At 70.2% G+C, this 17,517-nt stretch carries 16 protein-coding genes; 9 read left to right on the top strand and 7 right to left on the bottom strand.

The window, feature by feature from the left end; genetic code table 11:
* The 4 genes from V7793_RS10980 to V7793_RS10965 all read left to right on the top strand — a co-directional run.
* Positions 1-848: DUF4139 domain-containing protein (locus tag V7793_RS10980; RefSeq protein ID WP_336004985.1), on the top strand; the 848-nt coding region annotated here is incomplete at its 5' end.
* 7 nt (positions 849-855) lie between these two features.
* Entirely contained in the window at positions 856-2,451 is a 1,596-nt protein-coding gene (locus tag V7793_RS10975; RefSeq protein ID WP_336004983.1) for a DUF4139 domain-containing protein, read from the top strand.
* A gap of 193 nt (positions 2,452-2,644) precedes the next feature.
* A complete protein-coding gene (katG, locus tag V7793_RS10970) occupies positions 2,645-4,834 on the top strand; it encodes a catalase/peroxidase HPI (RefSeq protein ID WP_336004981.1) in 2,190 nt (729 codons plus the stop codon).
* A gap of 189 nt (positions 4,835-5,023) precedes the next feature.
* A complete protein-coding gene (locus V7793_RS10965) occupies positions 5,024-5,524 on the top strand; it encodes a peptidylprolyl isomerase (RefSeq protein ID WP_336004977.1) in 501 nt (166 codons plus the stop codon).
* An 87-nt stretch (positions 5,525-5,611) separates the two neighbouring features.
* Here V7793_RS10965 and V7793_RS10960 read toward each other — a convergent pair whose 3' ends face one another.
* Entirely contained in the window at positions 5,612-6,535 is a 924-nt protein-coding gene (locus V7793_RS10960) for an RNA polymerase sigma-70 factor (RefSeq protein ID WP_336004971.1), read from the bottom strand.
* Positions 6,536-6,598: 63 nt separating this feature from the next.
* On the bottom strand, positions 6,599-7,072 hold the full coding sequence (locus V7793_RS10955) for a carboxymuconolactone decarboxylase family protein (protein WP_336004968.1): 474 nt from the start codon (positions 7,070-7,072) through the stop codon (positions 6,599-6,601).
* Between the two features lie 278 nt (positions 7,073-7,350).
* Here V7793_RS10955 and helR point away from each other — a divergent pair, with 278 nt between their 5' ends.
* Complete coding sequence (gene helR / locus V7793_RS10950; protein WP_336004995.1) at positions 7,351-9,504, top strand: RNA polymerase recycling motor ATPase HelR; 2,154 nt, start codon at positions 7,351-7,353, stop codon at positions 9,502-9,504.
* A gap of 311 nt (positions 9,505-9,815) precedes the next feature.
* Positions 9,816-11,132: a M14 family metallopeptidase gene (locus V7793_RS10945; RefSeq protein ID WP_336004965.1), complete on the top strand. Its 1,317-nt coding sequence runs from the start codon at positions 9,816-9,818 to the stop codon at positions 11,130-11,132.
* Positions 11,133-11,163: 31 nt separating this feature from the next.
* On the opposite strand, the gene V7793_RS10940 is transcribed toward V7793_RS10945, so the two are convergent.
* Positions 11,164-12,114, bottom strand: coding sequence for an amidohydrolase family protein (locus tag V7793_RS10940; protein ID WP_336004962.1), 951 nt, complete (start codon positions 12,112-12,114; stop codon positions 11,164-11,166).
* Between the two features lie 241 nt (positions 12,115-12,355).
* Positions 12,356-13,093, bottom strand: a complete 738-nt coding sequence (locus V7793_RS10935) for a hypothetical protein (RefSeq protein ID WP_336004959.1) — start codon at positions 13,091-13,093, stop codon at positions 12,356-12,358.
* A gap of 184 nt (positions 13,094-13,277) precedes the next feature.
* Between V7793_RS10935 and V7793_RS10930 the strand changes: the two genes are divergently transcribed.
* Positions 13,278-14,012, top strand: coding sequence for an aspartate/glutamate racemase family protein (locus V7793_RS10930; RefSeq protein ID WP_336004992.1), 735 nt, complete (start codon positions 13,278-13,280; stop codon positions 14,010-14,012).
* Here V7793_RS10930 and V7793_RS10925 read toward each other — a convergent pair.
* A complete protein-coding gene (locus tag V7793_RS10925) occupies positions 13,996-14,904 on the bottom strand; it encodes a GlxA family transcriptional regulator (protein WP_336004988.1) in 909 nt (302 codons plus the stop codon). The two genes, V7793_RS10930 and V7793_RS10925, sit on opposite strands and share 17 nt — an antisense overlap.
* Positions 14,905-15,034: 130 nt before the next feature.
* Between V7793_RS10925 and V7793_RS10920 the strand changes: the two genes are divergently transcribed.
* Positions 15,035-15,628, top strand: coding sequence for an MBL fold metallo-hydrolase (locus V7793_RS10920; RefSeq protein WP_336004957.1), 594 nt, complete (start codon positions 15,035-15,037; stop codon positions 15,626-15,628).
* A 23-nt stretch (positions 15,629-15,651) separates the two neighbouring features.
* Here the strand turns inward: V7793_RS10920 and V7793_RS10915 are convergent, their stop codons facing one another.
* Positions 15,652-16,305, bottom strand: coding sequence for an SRPBCC family protein (locus V7793_RS10915; protein WP_336004954.1), 654 nt, complete (start codon positions 16,303-16,305; stop codon positions 15,652-15,654).
* A gap of 187 nt (positions 16,306-16,492) precedes the next feature.
* On the opposite strand from V7793_RS10915, the gene V7793_RS10910 reads away from it, so the two are divergent.
* Positions 16,493-17,146 carry a TetR/AcrR family transcriptional regulator gene (locus tag V7793_RS10910; RefSeq protein WP_336004950.1) on the top strand — a complete coding sequence of 218 codons (654 nt, stop codon included), beginning with the start codon at positions 16,493-16,495 and terminating at the stop codon, positions 17,144-17,146.
* Positions 17,147-17,219: 73 nt separating this feature from the next.
* On the opposite strand, the gene V7793_RS10905 is transcribed toward V7793_RS10910, so the two are convergent.
* Complete coding sequence (locus V7793_RS10905; protein WP_336004946.1) at positions 17,220-17,489, bottom strand: hypothetical protein; 270 nt, start codon at positions 17,487-17,489, stop codon at positions 17,220-17,222.
* Between the last annotated feature and the right edge of the window lie 28 nt (positions 17,490-17,517).

The following is a 17,517-nucleotide window of genomic DNA, read 5'->3' as shown; positions in this document are numbered from 1 at the left end:
CGGCGCCCGGTCCGCCGCAGCCGAGCAGCACCGAGCTCGACTACGCCGGCCTCGTCCTGTGCGATCCCGACGAGCAGAGCGATCGCCGGGGCAGGCTGTTTCCTGACGCTCCCTTCGACGCGGTGACGGCCGAGTACCGCCGCCGCGCCGAAGCGGTGGCCGCGCTGCCGCTGCCCGGGCACGCCGTGCGGCCCCGCGAGTCGGCGGGCTCGTTCGACCACCGCTTCGACGCCACCGCGCGCGCCGACGTGCCGTCGGACGGCACCTGGCACACCATCACCGTCGCCCGGATCCCGGTCGGTCTGCGTACCGAGTACCTCTGCGTGCCGTCCGTGGAGCAGAGCGTGTACGGCACGCTGGTGCTCTCCAACGCCACCGGCCAGGCGCTGCTGGCCGGCCCGGTGGAGGTCACCGTCGACGACGACTTCCTGCTGACCGCCGCTCTGCCCACGCTCGCCCCCGGCGGTGTCCGCCGCGTGGGGCTCGGGCCGGCCGAGGGCATCCGGGTCACCCGCCGTACGAACCTGCACGAGTCGACCTCGGGCCTGCGCAACAACGTCACCGTCCTCGACCACCGCGTCCACGTGGAGCTGGCCAACCGGCTCGCGAGGCCCGTCACTGTCGAGGTCCGCGAGCGGGTGCCGGTCACCTCCGAACCGGACGTCCGCATCGAGGAGCGGGCCGACTGGACGGCACCCGAGCCCGGCACGGGCCCCGAACACCACGCCCCGGGCACCCGCGTCTGGCGGGTGGACCTGCCCGCAGGCGGCACCGCCGCCCTCGACGGCCGTTACGAGATCCGCATCCCGGCCGGCAAGGCCCTGGTCGGCGGCAACCGCAGGAGCTGACACCACCATGTCCACGTCGCCGAGCACCTCCTCGAACATGTTCCCGAACACGACGCCGGAGCCGATCGCCCTCCCCGTCACCGCCGTCACCTGCATGGAGGATCGCGCCCACATCGAGCGCACCGCCGTGCTCGACCTGGAGGCCGGGGTCCAGCGGCTGCGTCTGGGGCCGGTCAGCGCCCTGGCCGTCGACCGCACCCTCCACGCCGAACTGACCGCCGATCACAGCGCGACCGTGCTGGACGCGCGGATCGTCCGCACCTGGACGCCGCGCGAGCCGCTGCCGTCCGCCGACGACTCCGCCCTGCGCCGGCGCGTGCACCTCCTCGAAGAGGAGCAGCTCACCCTGGAGCAGCGACGCGATCGGCTGCGCGCCCGCCTCGACCTCCTGGGCCGCCTCGCCGCCGATGTGCTGCGGGAGATCGGCGAAGGCGCCGGCGCCGGGGAGGCCGAAGGGCCCCGCTGGGCCCGCGAGCTGGACCGGGTGGACGACGAGCGCGATTCGTACGGCGAGCAACTCCGCGCCGTAGAGGCCCGGCTGGCCGCCCTCGCCTCCGAACTCAGGGAGGTTCTGCAGGCCATGGACCTCTCCGAGGAGGAGCCGGCCGAGCTGGTCGGACACATCGAGCTGACCGTGGAGGCCGCGGCCGCCGGGCCGGTCGCGCTGCGCCTGAGCCATCTCACCGCGTGCGCGCTGTGGCGCCCCGCCTACCGGGCCGTGCTCGACGGGGACTCCCTGACGCTGGAGACCGAGGCGACGGTCTGGCAGCGCACGGGCGAGGACTGGTCGGACGTACGGCTGACGTTGTCGACGGAACGCTCGGCGCTGGCCACCGAGCCGCCGCGGCTGGGCGAGGACCGGCTGACACTGAAGGACCGCTCCGCCGCGGAGCGCCGCACGGTCGACGTCGAGCTGCGCGAGGAGGAGATCGCAGACCTCGGCCCGGTCCCGGTGCTCGGCCTGCCCGGGGTGGACGACGGCGGCGAGACGCGGGTGCTGCGCTCCCCCGCGCCGGTCTCCGTGCCCGCGGACGGCCGCGCCCACCGGGTACCGCTCTCCGTCTTCAGCACGGCCGCGAGCAGCGAGTACGCCTGCTCACCCGAGCTGTCTCCGCTGGTCACCCAGGTGGTGCGGTTCGACAACCTGTCCGGCCACGCGCTGCTCGCCGGGCCCGTGGACCTGGTCCGCGGCAGTGGCTTCAGCGGCCGCGGCACGCTGGACTTCACCGCTCCCGGCGCCCCCGTCGAGCTCGCCTTCGGCAGCTGCGACGACCACCGGGTGGTCCGGGAGGCCGAGGAGTCCCGTGACTCCGCCGGCATCATGCAGCGGACCGTGGTCACCCGCACGGTCCGGCTGCACCTTTCCCGGTTCTCCGCCCCCGGCGAGCAGGGCGAGCGGGTGGTCGTCCTGCGGGAGCGGATCCCGGTCTCCGAGGTCTCGGCGGTGGAGGTACGCCTGCGCAAGGAAGCCTGCTCGCCGGCGCCCGCCGTGGTCGACGCCGAAGGCATCGCCCGCTGGGACGTCCCCCTCCCGCCCGGCGGCCGCCGCACGGTCACCCTGGTCTACGAGCTGTCGGCGAGTTCGAAGGTCGCCGGGCTCTGACCCCGGCGGCGCCGGCCCGCTGCGTACACGCTGCCGGACCAGTACGTGTTACGCGGGGGTACTCTGCGTGTTTTCGTGACGGTTCGGTCCGCGGTGCGCAACCATACGGATTCCGGCTCGGCATCAGAAAGGCAACAACGCCAAGAGCGAGCAGCCGGCAAAGGGAAGCACCGAGGCAGGAAGAAGGACGGACGTGGCCGGCAGCGAAAGTGAGAACCCGGTAATCCCCTCCCCCACCCCGACGCCGTCTCGTCCCCGGACGAACCGGGACTGGTGGCCAGAACAACTGGACCTTCAGGTTCTCCACCAGCACTCGCCTCGGTCCAATCCGCTGGGCGCGGACTTCAGCTACGCGGAAGAGTTCGCGACCCTGGACGTGGACGCCCTGAAGCGGGACGTCTTCGAGCTGATGACGAGGTCACAGGACTGGTGGCCCGCCGACTACGGCCACTACGGGCCGCTCTTCATCCGGATGAGCTGGCACGCCGCGGGAACGTACCGCATCGCCGACGGCCGGGGCGGCGGTGGCTCCGGCGCCCAGCGCTTCGCCCCGCTCAACAGCTGGCCGGACAACGCGAGCCTGGACAAGGCCCGCCGCCTGCTCTGGCCGGTCAAGCAGAAGTACGGCCGGAAAATCTCCTGGGCCGATCTGCTGATCTTCGCCGGAAACTGCGCGGTGGAATCCATGGGGTTCAAGACGTTCGGTTTCGGCTTCGGGCGAGAAGACATCTGGGAACCCGAGGAGATCTTCTGGGGACCCGAGGACACCTGGCTCGGGGACGAGCGCTACCGCGGTGACAGGGAACTGACCGGTCCTTTCGGTGCCGTGCAGATGGGACTGATCTACGTCAATCCGGAGGGGCCCAACGGAAACCCCGATCCGATCGCTGCCGCCCGGGACATTCGCGAGACGTTCGGGCGCATGGCCATGAACGACGAGGAGACGGTCGCGCTCATCGTCGGCGGCCACACGTTCGGCAAGTGCCACGGAGCCGTCGATCCCTCGTACATCGGCCCGGAACCGGAGGCCGGCCCCATCGAGCAGCAGGGCCTCGGCTGGCGGAACACCTGCGGGAGCGGCAAGGGCGCCGACGCGCTCACCAGTGGGCTGGAGGGCGCATGGACCTCCGCGCCCACGACGTGGGACAACGGGTACCTGGACAACCTGTTCAGGTACGACTGGGAGCTGACGACGAGCCCGGCCGGCGCGAAGCAGTGGACTCCCACCGACCCCTCGGCCAAGGACACCGTGCCCGACGCTCATGACCCGTCGAAGCGGCACGCTCCCATGATGCTGACGACGGACCTCGCGCTGAAGCTGGACCCGGTCTACGCGCCGATCGCGAAAAGCTTCCACGAGAACCCGGACAAGCTGGCGGAAGCGTTCGCCAAGGCGTGGTACAAGCTGCTGCACCGCGACATGGGGCCCCTCCCCCGCTACCTCGGCCCGTGGATTCCCGAGCCGCAGCTGTGGCAGGACCCCGTCCCCGGCGTCGATCACCAGCTGATCACGGACGAGGACGTCGCCGCCCTCAAGAGCAGGATCCTCGCGTCGGACCTGTCCATCCCCCAACTGGTCACCACCGCCTGGGCGTCGGCGGCGAGCTTCCGCGGCACCGACAAGCGCGGCGGGGCCAACGGAGCACGCATCCGGCTCGCGCCGCAGAAGGACTGGGAGGCCAATGCCCTCCCCGAGGTGGCCGAGGCCCTCCGGACACTCGAGCAGCTCCGGCAGGACTTCAACGGCTCACAGGCCGGTGGAACGAAGGTTTCCCTCGCCGACCTGATCGTCCTGGGCGGGTGCGCGGCCGTCGAGCAGGCCGCGAAGAACGCCGGGCACGACATCACGGTCCCGTTCGCTCCGGGGCGCACGGACGCCTCGCAGGAGCAGACCGACGTCGAGTCGTTCTCGGTGCTCGAACCCAAGGCGGACGGGTTCCGCAACTACCTGCGGGCGGGAGAGAAGCTGTCGCCGGAGACCCTCCTGCTGGACCGCGCCAACCTGCTGACCCTGACCGCCCCCGAGATGACGGTTCTGGTCGGCGGCATGCGGGCCCTCGACACCGGCCACGAGCGATCGCCGCACGGCGTCCTCACCCACCGGCCGGAAACGTTGACCAATGACTTCTTCGTCAACCTGCTCGACATGGGCACGGAGTGGAAGGCGTCGGCCTCGGCCGAGAACGTATTCGAAGGCCGGGATCGCGCCACGGGCGAAGTCAAGTGGACGGCTACCGCCGTCGACCTCATCTTCGGCTCGCATTCCCAGCTCCGGGCCGTCTCGGAGGTCTACGGCTCCGAGGACGCGGGTGAGAAGTTCGCGCGTGACTTCGTGGCGGCGTGGGACAAAGTGATGAACCTCGACCGGTTCGACCTCGTCTGAACCTGGAGCCGGAGTCCCGGGCCGGCTGCTCACGGGCTGCCGGCCGGGGCCTCGGAACCCGCCCGAAGCGGGACGGCCGACGTGTCCCGGAGCCGGACGCTGCCGCAGGCTGAGCCTCCTGTGGCAGACTCATGATCACTTTTGAGCGAGCGCCCGGCAGGGCGTTCCGACTGACAGAGTGGGGAACTCATGACCAAGGTCCGGCTCAGCACCAACCATGGCGACATCGTGCTGGAGCTCAACAGTGAGAAGGCTCCGAAGACTGTCCAGAACTTCCTGGAGTACGTCGACGCAGGCCACTACAACGGCACGATCTTCCACCGGGTGATCTCGAGCTTCATGATCCAGGGCGGCGGCTTCACCCCCGACATGCAGCAGAAGCCGGCCAACGCCCCGATCGAGAACGAGGCGAACAACGGCCTCCAGAACAACCGCGGCACCGTGGCCATGGCCCGCACGAACGACCCGCACTCGGCGAGCGCGCAGTTCTTCATCAACACCGTCGACAACGACTTCCTCAACCACAGCTCGCCGACGCCGCAGGGCTGGGGCTACGCGGTGTTCGGCAAGGTCGTCGAGGGTGCCGACGTCGTCGATGCGATCAGGGACGTACGGACGGCCAACAAGGGGTTCCACCAGGACGTTCCGGTCGAGCCCGTGATCATCGAGCGCGCGGAGCGCGTGGCCTGACCCCGAGCGGGCACGGGGCGGGGGCGCCGTCACTCCCGGCCGACGCCCCCGCGACGGCTCACACGCGCCCGGAACCGGAGCCTGCGGTCAGTTCGGCTGCCGGCGGACCTGCTTCACCTCGCGGTCGACGGCCCAGGCGTCGGCGACCGGCCCGATGTGGCCGAGCTTGTCGGGGTTGATGACCGAGCGGATCGTCTGGATCTGCCCGTCGAGCACATCGAGGACCATGGTGTGGAGCACCTTGCCGTCCCGGTCCCGGAAGATCGCGCCGGGCTGGCCGTTGACCTCGTGCGGCTCGAACGACACCTCGATCCGGACCAGCCAGGGGTAGACCGTGCCCAGCAACCGGGCCACGTTCTCCGCCCCCACAATGGCCCTGGCCAGCTGCGGCGCCTTACCGCCGCCGTCCCCGACCATCTGCACGTCGGCGGCCAGCAGGTTCTGCAGCCCGCCCACGTCGCCGTTCTTCAGCGCGTCGAAGAACCGCGTCGCCAGTTCCTGCCGCTCCCGGCGGTCCGCCGCGAAGCGCGGCCGCCCGTCCTCCATGTGCCGCCGTGCCCGCACCAGCAGTTGCCGGCACGCGGCCTCCGAACGTCCCACCGCCGCGGCGACCTCGTCGAACCCGAAGGCGAACACCTCCCGCAGCAGGAAAACCGCCCGCTCCAACGGGCTGAGCCGCTCCAGCAACAGCAGCGCCGCCATCGACACCGAGTCGGCCAACTCCACCGACCGCGCCGGATCCTGATACGGATCACTCAGCAACGGCTCGGGAAACCACGGCCCGACGTACTCCTCCCGCCGCACCCGCGCGGAGCGCAGCACGTCGATCGAGATACGTGTCACCGCGGCCGACAGAAAGGCCTTGGCCGACGTGGGCCGTGTCGACGAGCCGTCGAAGCGCAGCCATGTCTCCTGCACCGCGTCCTCGGCCTCACTCACGCTGCCCAGAATCCGATAGGCGATCGAGAACAGCAGCGGCCGCAGCTCCTCGAACTCCTCAACCTTGCTCACGCCGAACCTCTCCCCGCTTACTCATGCCGATTCCGCTGCTGCCGACGCCGACGCCAACGCCGCTCAGTGGAACTGCCCGGGCTTGTAGTCGCCGGCCGGCTGCCGGGTGATCACGTTCATCCGGTTGGCCATGTTCATGAGGGAGACCAGGATGACCAGGGCGGTGAGCTGCTCCTCGTCGTAGTGCTCGGCGGCGCGGGCCCACACCTCGTCACTGACCCCACCGGCCGCGTCCGCGACCCGGGTCCCCTCTTCCGCCAGCTCCAGCGCGGCACGCTCGGCCTCGGTGAAGACCGTCGCCTCCCGCCACGCCGCCACCAGGTTCAGCCGCACCGAAGTCTCGCCGGCAGCGGCAGCCTCCTTGGTGTGTATGTCGATGCAGACGGCGCAGCCGTTGATCTGGCTCACGCGCAACGACACCAGCTCCTGCGTCACGGCCGGCAGCGGCGAGTCCTTGAGCGCCTTGCCCACCGCCATGAAGTGCTTGATGGCCTTGCCGGCGGTCGGGTCGGTGAAGAAGTTCAGTCGCGCGTCCATGGTGTGCTCCTCAGTGGTCGTTCGTGGCTACACCCCTGAGACGAGGCAGCCCGGACCCCTGTGACATGGACTGATGTGACCTGGATCTCCCCCCCCGTCGACGACGCGCGGGTAAGGGCAACAAGAAGGGCAAGGAGGGTTACCCACTCCTTGCCACTCTTAACTTATAGCGCACAGGGGGCCTTGCGGCAAGGCCCCGGCCGTGGGGCACAATCACGCACCTAGCTCAGAACCTGCCGAAATTGGAGACCCACGAAGTGCGTGTGTTGTCGTCGGATATGGACTCCCTGTCCACCAGCGCGTTCAACCTTCCCGACCACCTCTCCCCCAAGGCCGACCCGGCACTGATCGACGGCGACGAGCAGCACTTCGCAGCCATCTCCGAGAGCCTCCAGCAGGCGATCGCCGAACTGTCCGACCGCCTCGAAGCCGCGCGCAAGGCGCCCGGCGGCATCGGCCGGGAGGCGATGGACCGTGACGCGGAGATCCACCGCCTGACCAGTCGCCTGCGCACCCTGCGCCGCTTCGGCCTGGACCTGTGCCTGGGACACATCGTCCCTGCGGACAGCCCCGAGCCCGTGTACGTCGGACGCCTCGGCCTCACCGACAGCACGGGGCGCCGGCTGCTGCTCGACTGGCGCTCCCCCGCGGCCGAGCCGTTCTTCGCGGCGACCCACGCCAACCCGATGGGTCTGGCGAGCCGCCGCAGGTACCGCTGGACCCGCGGCCGGATCAGCGACTACTGGGACGAGGTGTTCACCGCCGAGGGGCTCGAGGGGCACGCCGCGCTCGACGACCAGTCCGCGTTCATCGCCAGCCTGGGCAGCAACCGGTCGGCCCGGATGCGCGACGTGCTCTCCACCATCCAGGCCGACCAGGACGCCATCATCCGGGCGGGATCCCGTGGCGCTCTCGTCGTCGACGGCGGTCCGGGGACGGGCAAGACCGTCGTCGCTCTGCACCGCGCCGCCCACCTCCTCTACTCCGACCCCCGCCTCGGTCACCGTCGTGGCGGCGTGCTGTTCGTCGGTCCGCACCAGCCCTACCTGGCCTACGTCGCCGATGTCCTGCCCAGCCTCGGCGAGGAGGGCGTGCAGACCTGCACCCTGCGCGACCTCGTCACCGAAGGCGCCGGCGCAGCGGTCGAGACCGACCCGGGCGTGGCCCTCCTGAAGTCCTCCGCGGACATGGTGAAGGCGATCGAGGCGGCCGTCAGGTTCTACGAGGAGCCGCCCACCAAGGGGATGACGATCGTCACCCACTGGTCCGACCTCCGGCTGAGCGCCGGCGACTGGGCGGCGGCCTTCGAAGCGGTAGAGCCGGGCACTCCGCACAACGAGGCGCGCGAGCAGATACGGGAGGAGCTGATCGCCATCCTGATGGACAAGGACGACGGCGACGCCCCGCCCGAGCTGCTCCGGAGGTCGCTGCTGCAGGACCGCGAGCTGAACGGGGCCCTCAACCGGGCGTGGCCGATGATCGAGGCGGGCGACCTCGTCGGAGATCTGTGGTCGGTTCCCGCCTACCTGCGCAAGTGCGCTCCTTGGCTCGGCCCCGACGACGTTCGCAAACTGCAGCGCAAGGACGCCCATGCCTGGACGGTGTCCGACCTGCCTCTCCTGGACGCGGCCCGGCAGCGGCTCGGTGACCCGAAGGCGTCCGTGCGCAAGCGCCGGCACGACGCCTCTGTCGCCGCCGAGCGTGCGCGCAGGTCCGCCGCCATCGACAGCCTGCTGCAGAACGTCGTCATGGACGAGAGCGAAGGCGCCGTGGGGATGCTGCACGGACGGGACCTGCAGGACACCCTGATCGACGAGAGCGCGCTGCCCGCCACCGCGCCGGACCTGCTCGCCGGCCCGTTCGCGCACATCGTCGTGGACGAGGCCCAAGAACTGACCGACGCCGAGTGGCAGATGCTGCTGCTGCGCTGCCCGTCCCGGAGCTTCACCATCGTCGGTGACCGCGCCCAGGCCAGGCACGGGTTCACGGAGTCGTGGCAGGAGCGGCTCGAGCGGGTCGGGCTCGGCCGGATCAACGTGACCTCCCTGAGCATCAACTACCGCACGCCGGAGGAGGTCATGACGGAGGCCGAGCCGGCCATCCGTGCCGCGCTCCCGGACGCCAACGTGCCGGCCTCCATCCGTAGCAGCGGCATCCCCGTGGTTCACGGATCCGTCGCGGATCTGGACTCGGTCCTCGACGCCTGGCTCGCTGCACACGACGACGGAATCGCCTGCGTCATCGGCGATCCCACGTTCCGGGAGACCTCCCGCGTCCGGTCGCTGACGCCGTCGCTGTCGAAGGGTCTCGAGTTCGACCTGGTCGTCCTCATCGACCCGGAGACGTTCGGCACGGGCATCGAAGGAGCCGTCGACCGCTATGTCGCGATGACCCGCGCGACCCGGCAGCTCGTCATCCTCACCAGTTCCTGACGCCTTCCTGCTCGGCCGCTGCCCCTGGCCGGTGCCGGGTACCTGCGTGTCCCTGTCCGTGCCCCCTGGCCGCATCGTCGCGACCAGGGGGCACGGCGCGTGCGAAGGCGGCACCAAGGCCAACAGGGCCATCAGGTTCGGCACTCTGTTGCGCAGGAGTGGACCGGAGTACTTTCCGCCCCATGGGGACACGCGCGCGGACCACCCGCATGACGTACAGATCGCTCCTGACAGCGGCCGTATGCCGCCCCTTTCGACCGGTCGGCCGGTCCCGGTCCCGGTCCCGGCCCTGGCCCCTTGGGCGCCCACCGATGACGGCTCGCATCCGCACCCGCACCCGTACGCGCACATTGGCCACCGGCCTGGCCGCTGCCGCACTCGCCGTGACGCTCGTCCAGGCACCTGCGCAGGCCGCTCACACCCCGCACCGCACCGGCTTCGAAACCGGCTTCGAACTCAGCAACGGAACCCGCTGGACCACCCAGGACGAGGAACAGCGCCTCCTGGCCGCCCTCGACCGGTCGAGCGACCGCGCCGCCGTCCGCCGTATCGGCACCACCCGCCAGGGCCGGCCGATCCAGCTGGTCCGCATCGGCCCGGCCCACCGCACCGCCGAAACCCTCCTTCTCACCTGCAGCCAGCACGGCGACGAACCCGCCGGCCGGGAAGCCTGCCTCATCAGCATCCGCGACCTCGCCCGCGCCACGGACCCGGATACGCTGCGCTTCCTCGAACGCACCACCGTCCTGTTCGTCCCCACCGCCAACCCCGACGGCCGCGCCGCCGACACGCGCACCAACGCGGACGGCGTCGACATCAACCGCGACCACCTCGCTCTCAGGACCGCAGAGAGCCGCGCACTGGCCGCCGTCATCCGGGACCACCGGCCCGACATCGTCTACGACCTGCACGAGTACGGCGCCACCCCGCCGTACTACGACAAGGACCTGTTCGACCTCTGGCCCCGTAACCTCAACACCGATCCGCGCGTGCACCGGGAGGCACAGACCCTCTCGGCGGACTATGTACGCCCCGCCGCCCAGGACGCCGGGCACAGCACCGGCACCTACGGCATCTGGACCGACCCCGCCACCGGCGACCCGGTCAAACAGGTCGCCGGCGACGGACAGGAGCGCATCCTGCGCAACACCTCCGGCATCAAACACGCGATCGGTCTGCTCATCGAGAGCCGCGTCAACCCGATGACGGAAGCGGAGAAGACGGACCCGGCCGTGAACAAGCGGCGTCGCGTGGAGTCCCACCTCGTCGCGCTGGACGGGACGTTCAGTTTCGCGGACGAACGACGCGCGCACATCACCTCGGCCACGGCCGCAGCACGCGTCAAAGGCCTAGCCGACCGGGGCCCGGTCCACCTCGCCGGCGCCGACAACGAACCCGCACCCCCCGACCGGACCCTGCCCGACCCGCCCTGCGCCTACCGGCTGACCGCAGAGCAGTACGCGGACATCCAGGACGAACTCGCCCTGCACGGCGTCAAGACCATCCCGTCGCCCGCGGGCGGTGCGCTGGTCCCGCTGCGCCAGCCGCTGCGGGCCCTGGTACCGCTGCTGCTGGACGCCAGGGCATCGTACGAACTGACCGCGGCCGAACCCGTGGAACACTGCTGACGACTGCAATGCAGAAATTCGGGGCGGGGCGTCACCCCGCCCCGCACACCTCCGGGGCCTCCTTCTTCAGGCCGAGCAGCCGGAAGTAGTTCTGCCCGAGGGCGATGTGGCGGAACGCCTTGTCGCCCAAGGCCTTGTTGATGCGGCTGGTGACCTCGAGCTCCTGCTCGTAGACCTTGTAGTCCTTGTCCCGGGACGCGACGAAGTCGGTGCCGGGAATGGCCCGGGTCGGATAACGGTCGAGGAACGCGGCGTACTTCTGCCGGACGCCGGGCTTACTGAAGTACTGGTCCTCCAGCACGCGCCAGCTGAGGTCCAGGTTCAGCTCGGGATGGGCGTCCAGGAGCCTTGTCATGAGGGCGATGTGCTCGTCAGGGTCCATGGTGGACAGTTCCTTGGACAGTCCCATGTGCGCCCACACGATCTTGTTCTGCGGGTAGCGCCTGAGGGTCTCCTCCATCAGGTGGAGGTACTTCAACGGTTCCTTGTCGTTGCCGAGATCCGAGTGGATGGTGATCGGAATCCCCCGGTCCCGCAGCACCTTCATGAACGGCGCCCAGTTCTTGATGTTCTCGCTCGTCGCGGACTTGTGGTGATTGGGGAACAGCGCCTGCTTGACGAGGTTCACCTCCCCCGCCCACCGGAACATCCCCGGGAACTCCTTGTCGTAGAGCGCGATCCCGGGCGGGATGGTCTCGGGGTGGTTGAGGTCCATGAAGGTCATGGAGAGCGCGAGGCCGGGGTCCTCGGGCTTCGCCTCCATGTAGTTCATGGCGTTGGCGAAGTCATTCTTCATACTCGGCACCACGGGCGTGCCGGGGCAGTTGAGGTAGTAGGTGCAGCCGGAGTCCACCGGCAGCGTCTGCCCGATGCCGTAGATACTCGCGTGGTGGACCCCGCTCTTGTTCAGATAGCCGTTGAGCTCCTCGAACGGAACCGGCCGGCCACCGAACGGACGGAAGTGGAGGTGGCTGTCGACCACCGAGGTGTACGGCTCCCTAGCACGGTCGAAACAGCCGTGTTCCGCCAAGGCGCTGCCTGCGCCTGCCGGAGAGGCGGCGATGGCCACCGCCGTCAGAACCGCGCCGGCGATACCGAGGCGCCTGCCGATCCGGGTCGCGCTGCTGATGACGGCCTCCGCTCATTCGGTGCGCCGGAGGCCAGGCCAGGCCTTCGAGAAGGTGCTGGCACACCGCACACTTTCGTCACAGGGCGCCACTGAATCATTCCTCTGCACGCGTACGGGAGGGCGCGCGGGGTGCACCCGAAGCACCCTCACCGGCTTTCACACCTCCAGGTGGCACAACACTCCCCCATCCGGCAGACACGACCGCGCGCTCCCTCCGCTCGACCACGCCGGGGCCGCCCCCTGCGCCCGCCCTCGTTGCACGGGGGTCAGCAGCGCGGATCCGGGCGGCCAGGTCCGCGTAGGGGACGGAATCTCCAGCCAGGGCTCGCACGGAATTCAGAGCCAGGCTCTTCGTGCCGTTGGCTTCGATTACGGGGCCGGGGACGACGTAGAACTGCCACTGGCCGACATCCAGGGGGTCGTAGTCCTCGTGGCTGGTGGCGGTGTGCACGGCGAAGACGTACACGTCGGCATTGAAGCTGGGCTCGGCCGCGTCACCGGTCTGCGGACTCCAGGTGCGGGTCCGGAGCCGATCAAAAACGATCTTCGTGACTTCGCGCTGGCTCCACGCCTGGAGGTAGGCGCTGCTCTTGACCTCGATTCTCAGCCCGTCGACAGCCAGCACGTCGAAGCTCTCCCACTCCTGGTTCCGCTGCAGTGCACCGACAGCGCGGTGTACGAGGAACTCCGCCAGCAGGCCCCGGGTGGTGTTGGTCTTGAGATCCGGAAGGGCGTACCGCCAGAAATCGAGAACGGTCGCTCCTCCCGCGCCGATGAACAGCTCCTCGCCGTCCAGCGGTGTAACAGGAGAGGGGATGTGCTGCAGAGGCACGACAGGATCCACCCACCGGGGTTTACACGGCCGGCAGTCCGATCCGCAAACCACTCGGCTGGGGGCGACACCTTGAAGCACTCAAAGCAATCCTTATCAAGGTGCCATGCATCCAGCCCCTGCCTTATGGTTCGCGTAAGCGCGGTGACGTACGAGGAGCGGGAGCACGAGCGTGGACACAGGCATGAAGATGATCGGGCTGATCGGCGGGATGAGTTGGGAGTCGACGGCGGAGTACTACCGGATCCTCAACGAGCGGACGCGTGAGCGGCTCGGCGGTCTCCACTCGGCCCGATGCGTGCTCTACTCCGTGGACTTCGCGGAGATCGAGCAGCTGCAGGTCCAGGGCCGCTGGGCGGAGGCCGGGGACGTCCTGGCCGGCGCCGCCCGGTCGTTGGAGGCGGCCGGCGCCGATCTGCTGCTCATCTGCACCAACACCATGCACAAGGTCGCCGGCTCCGTCGAGGCGGCGGTCTCGGTCCCGCTCCTGCACCTCGCGGACGCCACCGCGGCCGCCGTCCGCGCCGCGGGACTGCGCCGAGTGGGGCTGCTGGGCACCGCGTTCACCATGGAGCAGGAGTTCTACCGGGGCCGACTCGCGGCGGGCGGACTTGAGGTGTGCGTCCCGGACGCCGAGGGACGTGCGCTCGTTCACCGGGTGATCTACGAGGAGCTCTGCGTGGGCGTCGTCCGCGAGGAGTCGCGGGCGGCCTACCGCCGGGTCGTCGAGGAGCTCGTCGCCGCGGGCGCCGAGGGCGTCATCCTGGGGTGCACCGAGATCGAGCTGCTCCTCGGCCCCGAGGACAGCCCCGTGCCGCTCTTTCCCACTGCCCGTCTGCACGCCGAGGCAGCGGTCGACGCGGCCCTGGGCGCACACGCCGATCGAGGGGTCGCCCCTGCCGCTACGGCGCGTTGGTGAAGGAGCGGCGGTAGGAGCGGGGCGGCACTCCCCGGCGGCGTACGAACTGTTCGCGCAGGACGGCCGCGCTTCCGTATCCGACGCGGCGGGCGATCTCCTCGACCGGTAGGTCCGTGGTCTCCAGGAGTTCCTCGGCGCTGCTCAGTCGCAGTCCGCGGAGCCAGGCGTGCGGGGTGGTCCCGGTGGCGGCGGCGAAGCGGCGGGCGAAGGAGCGTTTGCTCATCACGGCGCGCCGGGCCAGTTCCGCGACGGGCAGCGGTTCGTGGAGGTGCTCGCGGGCCCAGGCGAGCACCTCGGCGAGACGCTCGTCCTGGCAGTTCTCCGGGACGGGGGCCGCCAGGTACTGCGCCTGCCCGCCGTCGCGGTGGGCGGGCAGCACCATGTCCCGGGCGATGGCGTTGGCCATCGCGGCTCCGTACTCCCGTCTCAGCAGGTGCAGGCACAGGTCGAAGCCCGCGGCGGCTCCCGCGCCCGTGGTGATCCGCCCTGCGTCGATGTAGAGGGCGTCGGGTTCGACGGTGACGGCCGGGTGGCTGCGTGACAGCAGTCCGGCGAACCGCCAGTGGGTGGTGGCGCGCCGGCCGTCGAGCAGCCCGGCCGCGGCGAGCGCGAACGCGCCGACGCAGTGGGCGGCGACCAGCGAACCACGCTCGTGCGCGGTCGACAGCGCGTCGAGCACGGCGGGAGCGGGCGGGTTGCGGAACCCGGCCCACGGCAGGGCGATCACCAGATCGGCGGCGGCCAGCCGGTCCAGGCCGTGCTCGATGGCGAGCGGCACGCCGACGTCGGTGGGGACCTGCCCGGGCCGGTCGGTGCACAGGGCGAAGTCGAAGCCGGGCAACCCTTCCCCGTGCGGGGCGAACACCTCGGTGACGATGCCGACGGCGAGCATGCCGACTCCGGGCGGCGCGTACGCGGCGACGGTTGCGAAAGGAGGCACGCGAGCAGTGTGGCACGAAACCTGCGATCAGCGGCAGAAGTGCCACTCGTGAACCGCCTTCCGGGACGGAAGGATTGAGGCCATGACAGACGCACCGCTCGGCCGCAGCGCCGTGTACACGATCCTGACCACCGGTTACGTCGGCTCCACCGGGCCCGGAGTCGCCGCCACCGTCTCGTACGTCTCCGACGCCGGCCGGCATGTGATCTTCGACCCGGGCATGGTGGCGAGCCGCGACGACATCCTCGGCCCGCTCGCGGAGCTGGGCCTCGGGCCCGACGACATCACCGACGTGGTCCTCAGCCACCACCACCCGGACAACACCATGAACGTGGGCCTGTTCGGCCGGGCCCGGGTCCATGACCACAAGGTGGAGTACCAGGGTGACCAGTGGAAGAACAGGGACGCGGAGGGCTACGAACTCACCCCGTCACTCCGTCTGATCCGCACCCCGGGACACAGCCCCGAGGACATCACCCTGCTGGCCGGCACAGATGCGGGCGTGGTGGCGTTCGCCGGCGACCTGTGGTGGCACTCGGAAGGGCCGGCGGACGACCCCGTCGCCCCGGACCGCGAGATACTGCGCGCCTCCCGGCTCCGCGTGCTGGCCGCCGCCGACCTGATCGTGCCCGGCCACGGCGGCCCGTTCCCGGCCGACGACACGGTGCCGCGCTAGGACCGTCGAGAGGTTCCGGTGGTTCAGCGCGGCCGGTTGTGGGTGGGGGCTTCGGCGGCGGTCTTGAGGTCGCGCAGCCACGCTTCGAGGCCCTGACGGAGGATCTCGGTCGCGGCAGGGACGTTCGCTTCGACCTCGGCACCGGTGTGGGTCTCTTCGGTGCTCACGCGGACGCCGCCCTTGACCTTGGTGAAGTTCCATACGTGAACGCCGTCGATGCGCAGTCCTTCGGCGACCGCGGGTCCGGTCCAGCGGACGCAGGAGTTGTGCCGGAGTTGTTCGACGGTGGAGGTGATCTCCAGGCTGGTGGCGGGAGTCGTGGGGTTGGGAGGTACGGGGGTCGTCCACCGGAACGCCGAACCTTCGCGGAACGGGCCGTGGTCGAGGCGTTTCATGGTCGTGACGCCCCCTTGCCAGGACGGCCAGCGCTCCACGTCGGTCTGCAGCTTCCAGATGGTGCGCAGCGGTGCGTGGATCACTGTCTCGGCCCGGGAGCGAACGAGGGCGTCGGGGGCGACGCCTTCCCCGCGGCAGGTGAGGGACTCGGCGGGGTGAGAGGCGGTGGCGATGGCCCCGGCCGGCACGGCAGCGGCACCCAGGATGCCGGCGGCGACGAGCGGGACGGTGAACAGGGCGGCGCGCATGCGGGTGCTTCGGGTGCTTCGGATGCCGGACATGGTGTTCCCTTCGTCCGCGGAGTCCACGGTGGGGCGCAGCCGCACCGCACGTTCCACGTAGGTGGCTAGGCGCTCAAACCTTCGTTAGAAGTTATAACGGCATGCGAAGTGAGGGGTCAACAGGTACGTGATAACCTCTCACCAAATCTTGAAGGTGTAGCCACGCAGACGGGGAAGGTGGCAGGCCATGGCGACGACAGACGCGAGCAACCCGCGGGAGCGCTATCGCACCCAGGTCCGCACGGAGATCAAGAAGCACGCCTGGGAGCAGATCGCCACGGCGGGCACGTCCGCGCTCTCCCTCAACGCGATCGCCAAACAGATGGGCATGAGCGGACCCGCGCTCTACCGCTACTTCGCCGGCCGCGACGATCTGATCACCGAACTCGTCCGGGAGGCGTACCGCAATCTCGCCGAGACCCTCCGCACGGCCTCCGCCACCGGTGCCGATCTGGCCGCACTGGCCCACGCCCTACGAGCCTGGGCCCTGGAGGACCCCCAGCGGTATCTCCTCATCTACGGCACCCCGGTCCCCGGCTACCAGGCACCCGAGGACGTCACCGGCATCGCCGACGAGATCATGAAAAGCCTGCTCGATGCGTGCACGGCGCTCGCCCCGGACGGTCCCGCGACCGCGTTCACCGCCCACCTGGAAGCCCACCGGGGCTGGGCGGACGGCCACCCCGCCCCGCCCGCGGCCCTCCACCGGGCCCTCGCCGTCTGGACCCGGCTGCACGGCGTCCTGTCCCTGGAACTCGCCGGCCACTTCACCGGCATGGGCTTCGACCCCGCCCTGCTCTTCGCGGCCGAACTGGACGACCTCCTGGCACACCCGGCCTGACAACGCCCACGGCCCGGGGCGCCGGGCGGGAGCGGTGCCCTCCAGAGTCCGGCGAAGCGCATCTCGTGGCGGCTCACGTCGGCCTCCGGGCCGGCTGTGCGCTCGGGGGCACTCGGAGATGGTTGCGGGTGCGGGCGAAGAAGGCGGCGGTTCCGAGCCCCCGCATGAGCAGGAACCACAGGGGGCCGAACAGGAGGTACCCGTACGGGGTGTCCGTGGAGGTGAAGCCTGCGGCGACGCTGACCTGCGTCGGACCGTAGCCGGGGAGCAGTTGGAGCCCGTCCTTGTCGGCTCCCGTGTTGCTCATGGGGTTCTGCAGCATGGTGTCGAGCAGACTCGCCATGATGATGACGAACAGCGCCGCCAACTCG

This window comes from Streptomyces sp. KLMMK (assembly GCF_036961605.1).
Taxonomy (GTDB): Bacteria; Actinomycetota; Actinomycetes; order Streptomycetales; family Streptomycetaceae; genus Streptomyces; species Streptomyces telluris.
This window is presented reverse-complemented; position numbering and strand designations above follow the sequence as displayed.

Excerpts from the sequence above, each read along its gene's own strand:
- V7793_RS10975 (WP_336004983.1), top strand. The coding sequence starts at position 856 with ATGTCCACGTCGCCGAGCACCTCCTCGAACATGTTCCCGAACACGACG.
- V7793_RS10965 (WP_336004977.1), top strand. The coding sequence starts at position 5,024 with ATGACCAAGGTCCGGCTCAGCACCAACCATGGCGACATCGTGCTGGAG.
- V7793_RS10955 (WP_336004968.1), bottom strand. The coding sequence starts at position 7,072 with ATGGACGCGCGACTGAACTTCTTCACCGACCCGACCGCCGGCAAGGCC.
- helR (WP_336004995.1), top strand. The coding sequence starts at position 7,351 with ATGGACTCCCTGTCCACCAGCGCGTTCAACCTTCCCGACCACCTCTCC.
- V7793_RS10945 (WP_336004965.1), top strand. The coding sequence starts at position 9,816 with ATGACGGCTCGCATCCGCACCCGCACCCGTACGCGCACATTGGCCACC.
- V7793_RS10930 (WP_336004992.1), top strand. The coding sequence starts at position 13,278 with ATGAAGATGATCGGGCTGATCGGCGGGATGAGTTGGGAGTCGACGGCG.
- V7793_RS10925 (WP_336004988.1), bottom strand. The coding sequence starts at position 14,904 with ATGCTCGCCGTCGGCATCGTCACCGAGGTGTTCGCCCCGCACGGGGAA.
- V7793_RS10920 (WP_336004957.1), top strand. The coding sequence starts at position 15,035 with ATGACAGACGCACCGCTCGGCCGCAGCGCCGTGTACACGATCCTGACC.
- V7793_RS10915 (WP_336004954.1), bottom strand. The coding sequence starts at position 16,305 with ATGTCCGGCATCCGAAGCACCCGAAGCACCCGCATGCGCGCCGCCCTG.
- V7793_RS10910 (WP_336004950.1), top strand. The coding sequence starts at position 16,493 with ATGGCGACGACAGACGCGAGCAACCCGCGGGAGCGCTATCGCACCCAG.
- V7793_RS10905 (WP_336004946.1), bottom strand. The coding sequence starts at position 17,489 with ATGGCGAGTCTGCTCGACACCATGCTGCAGAACCCCATGAGCAACACG.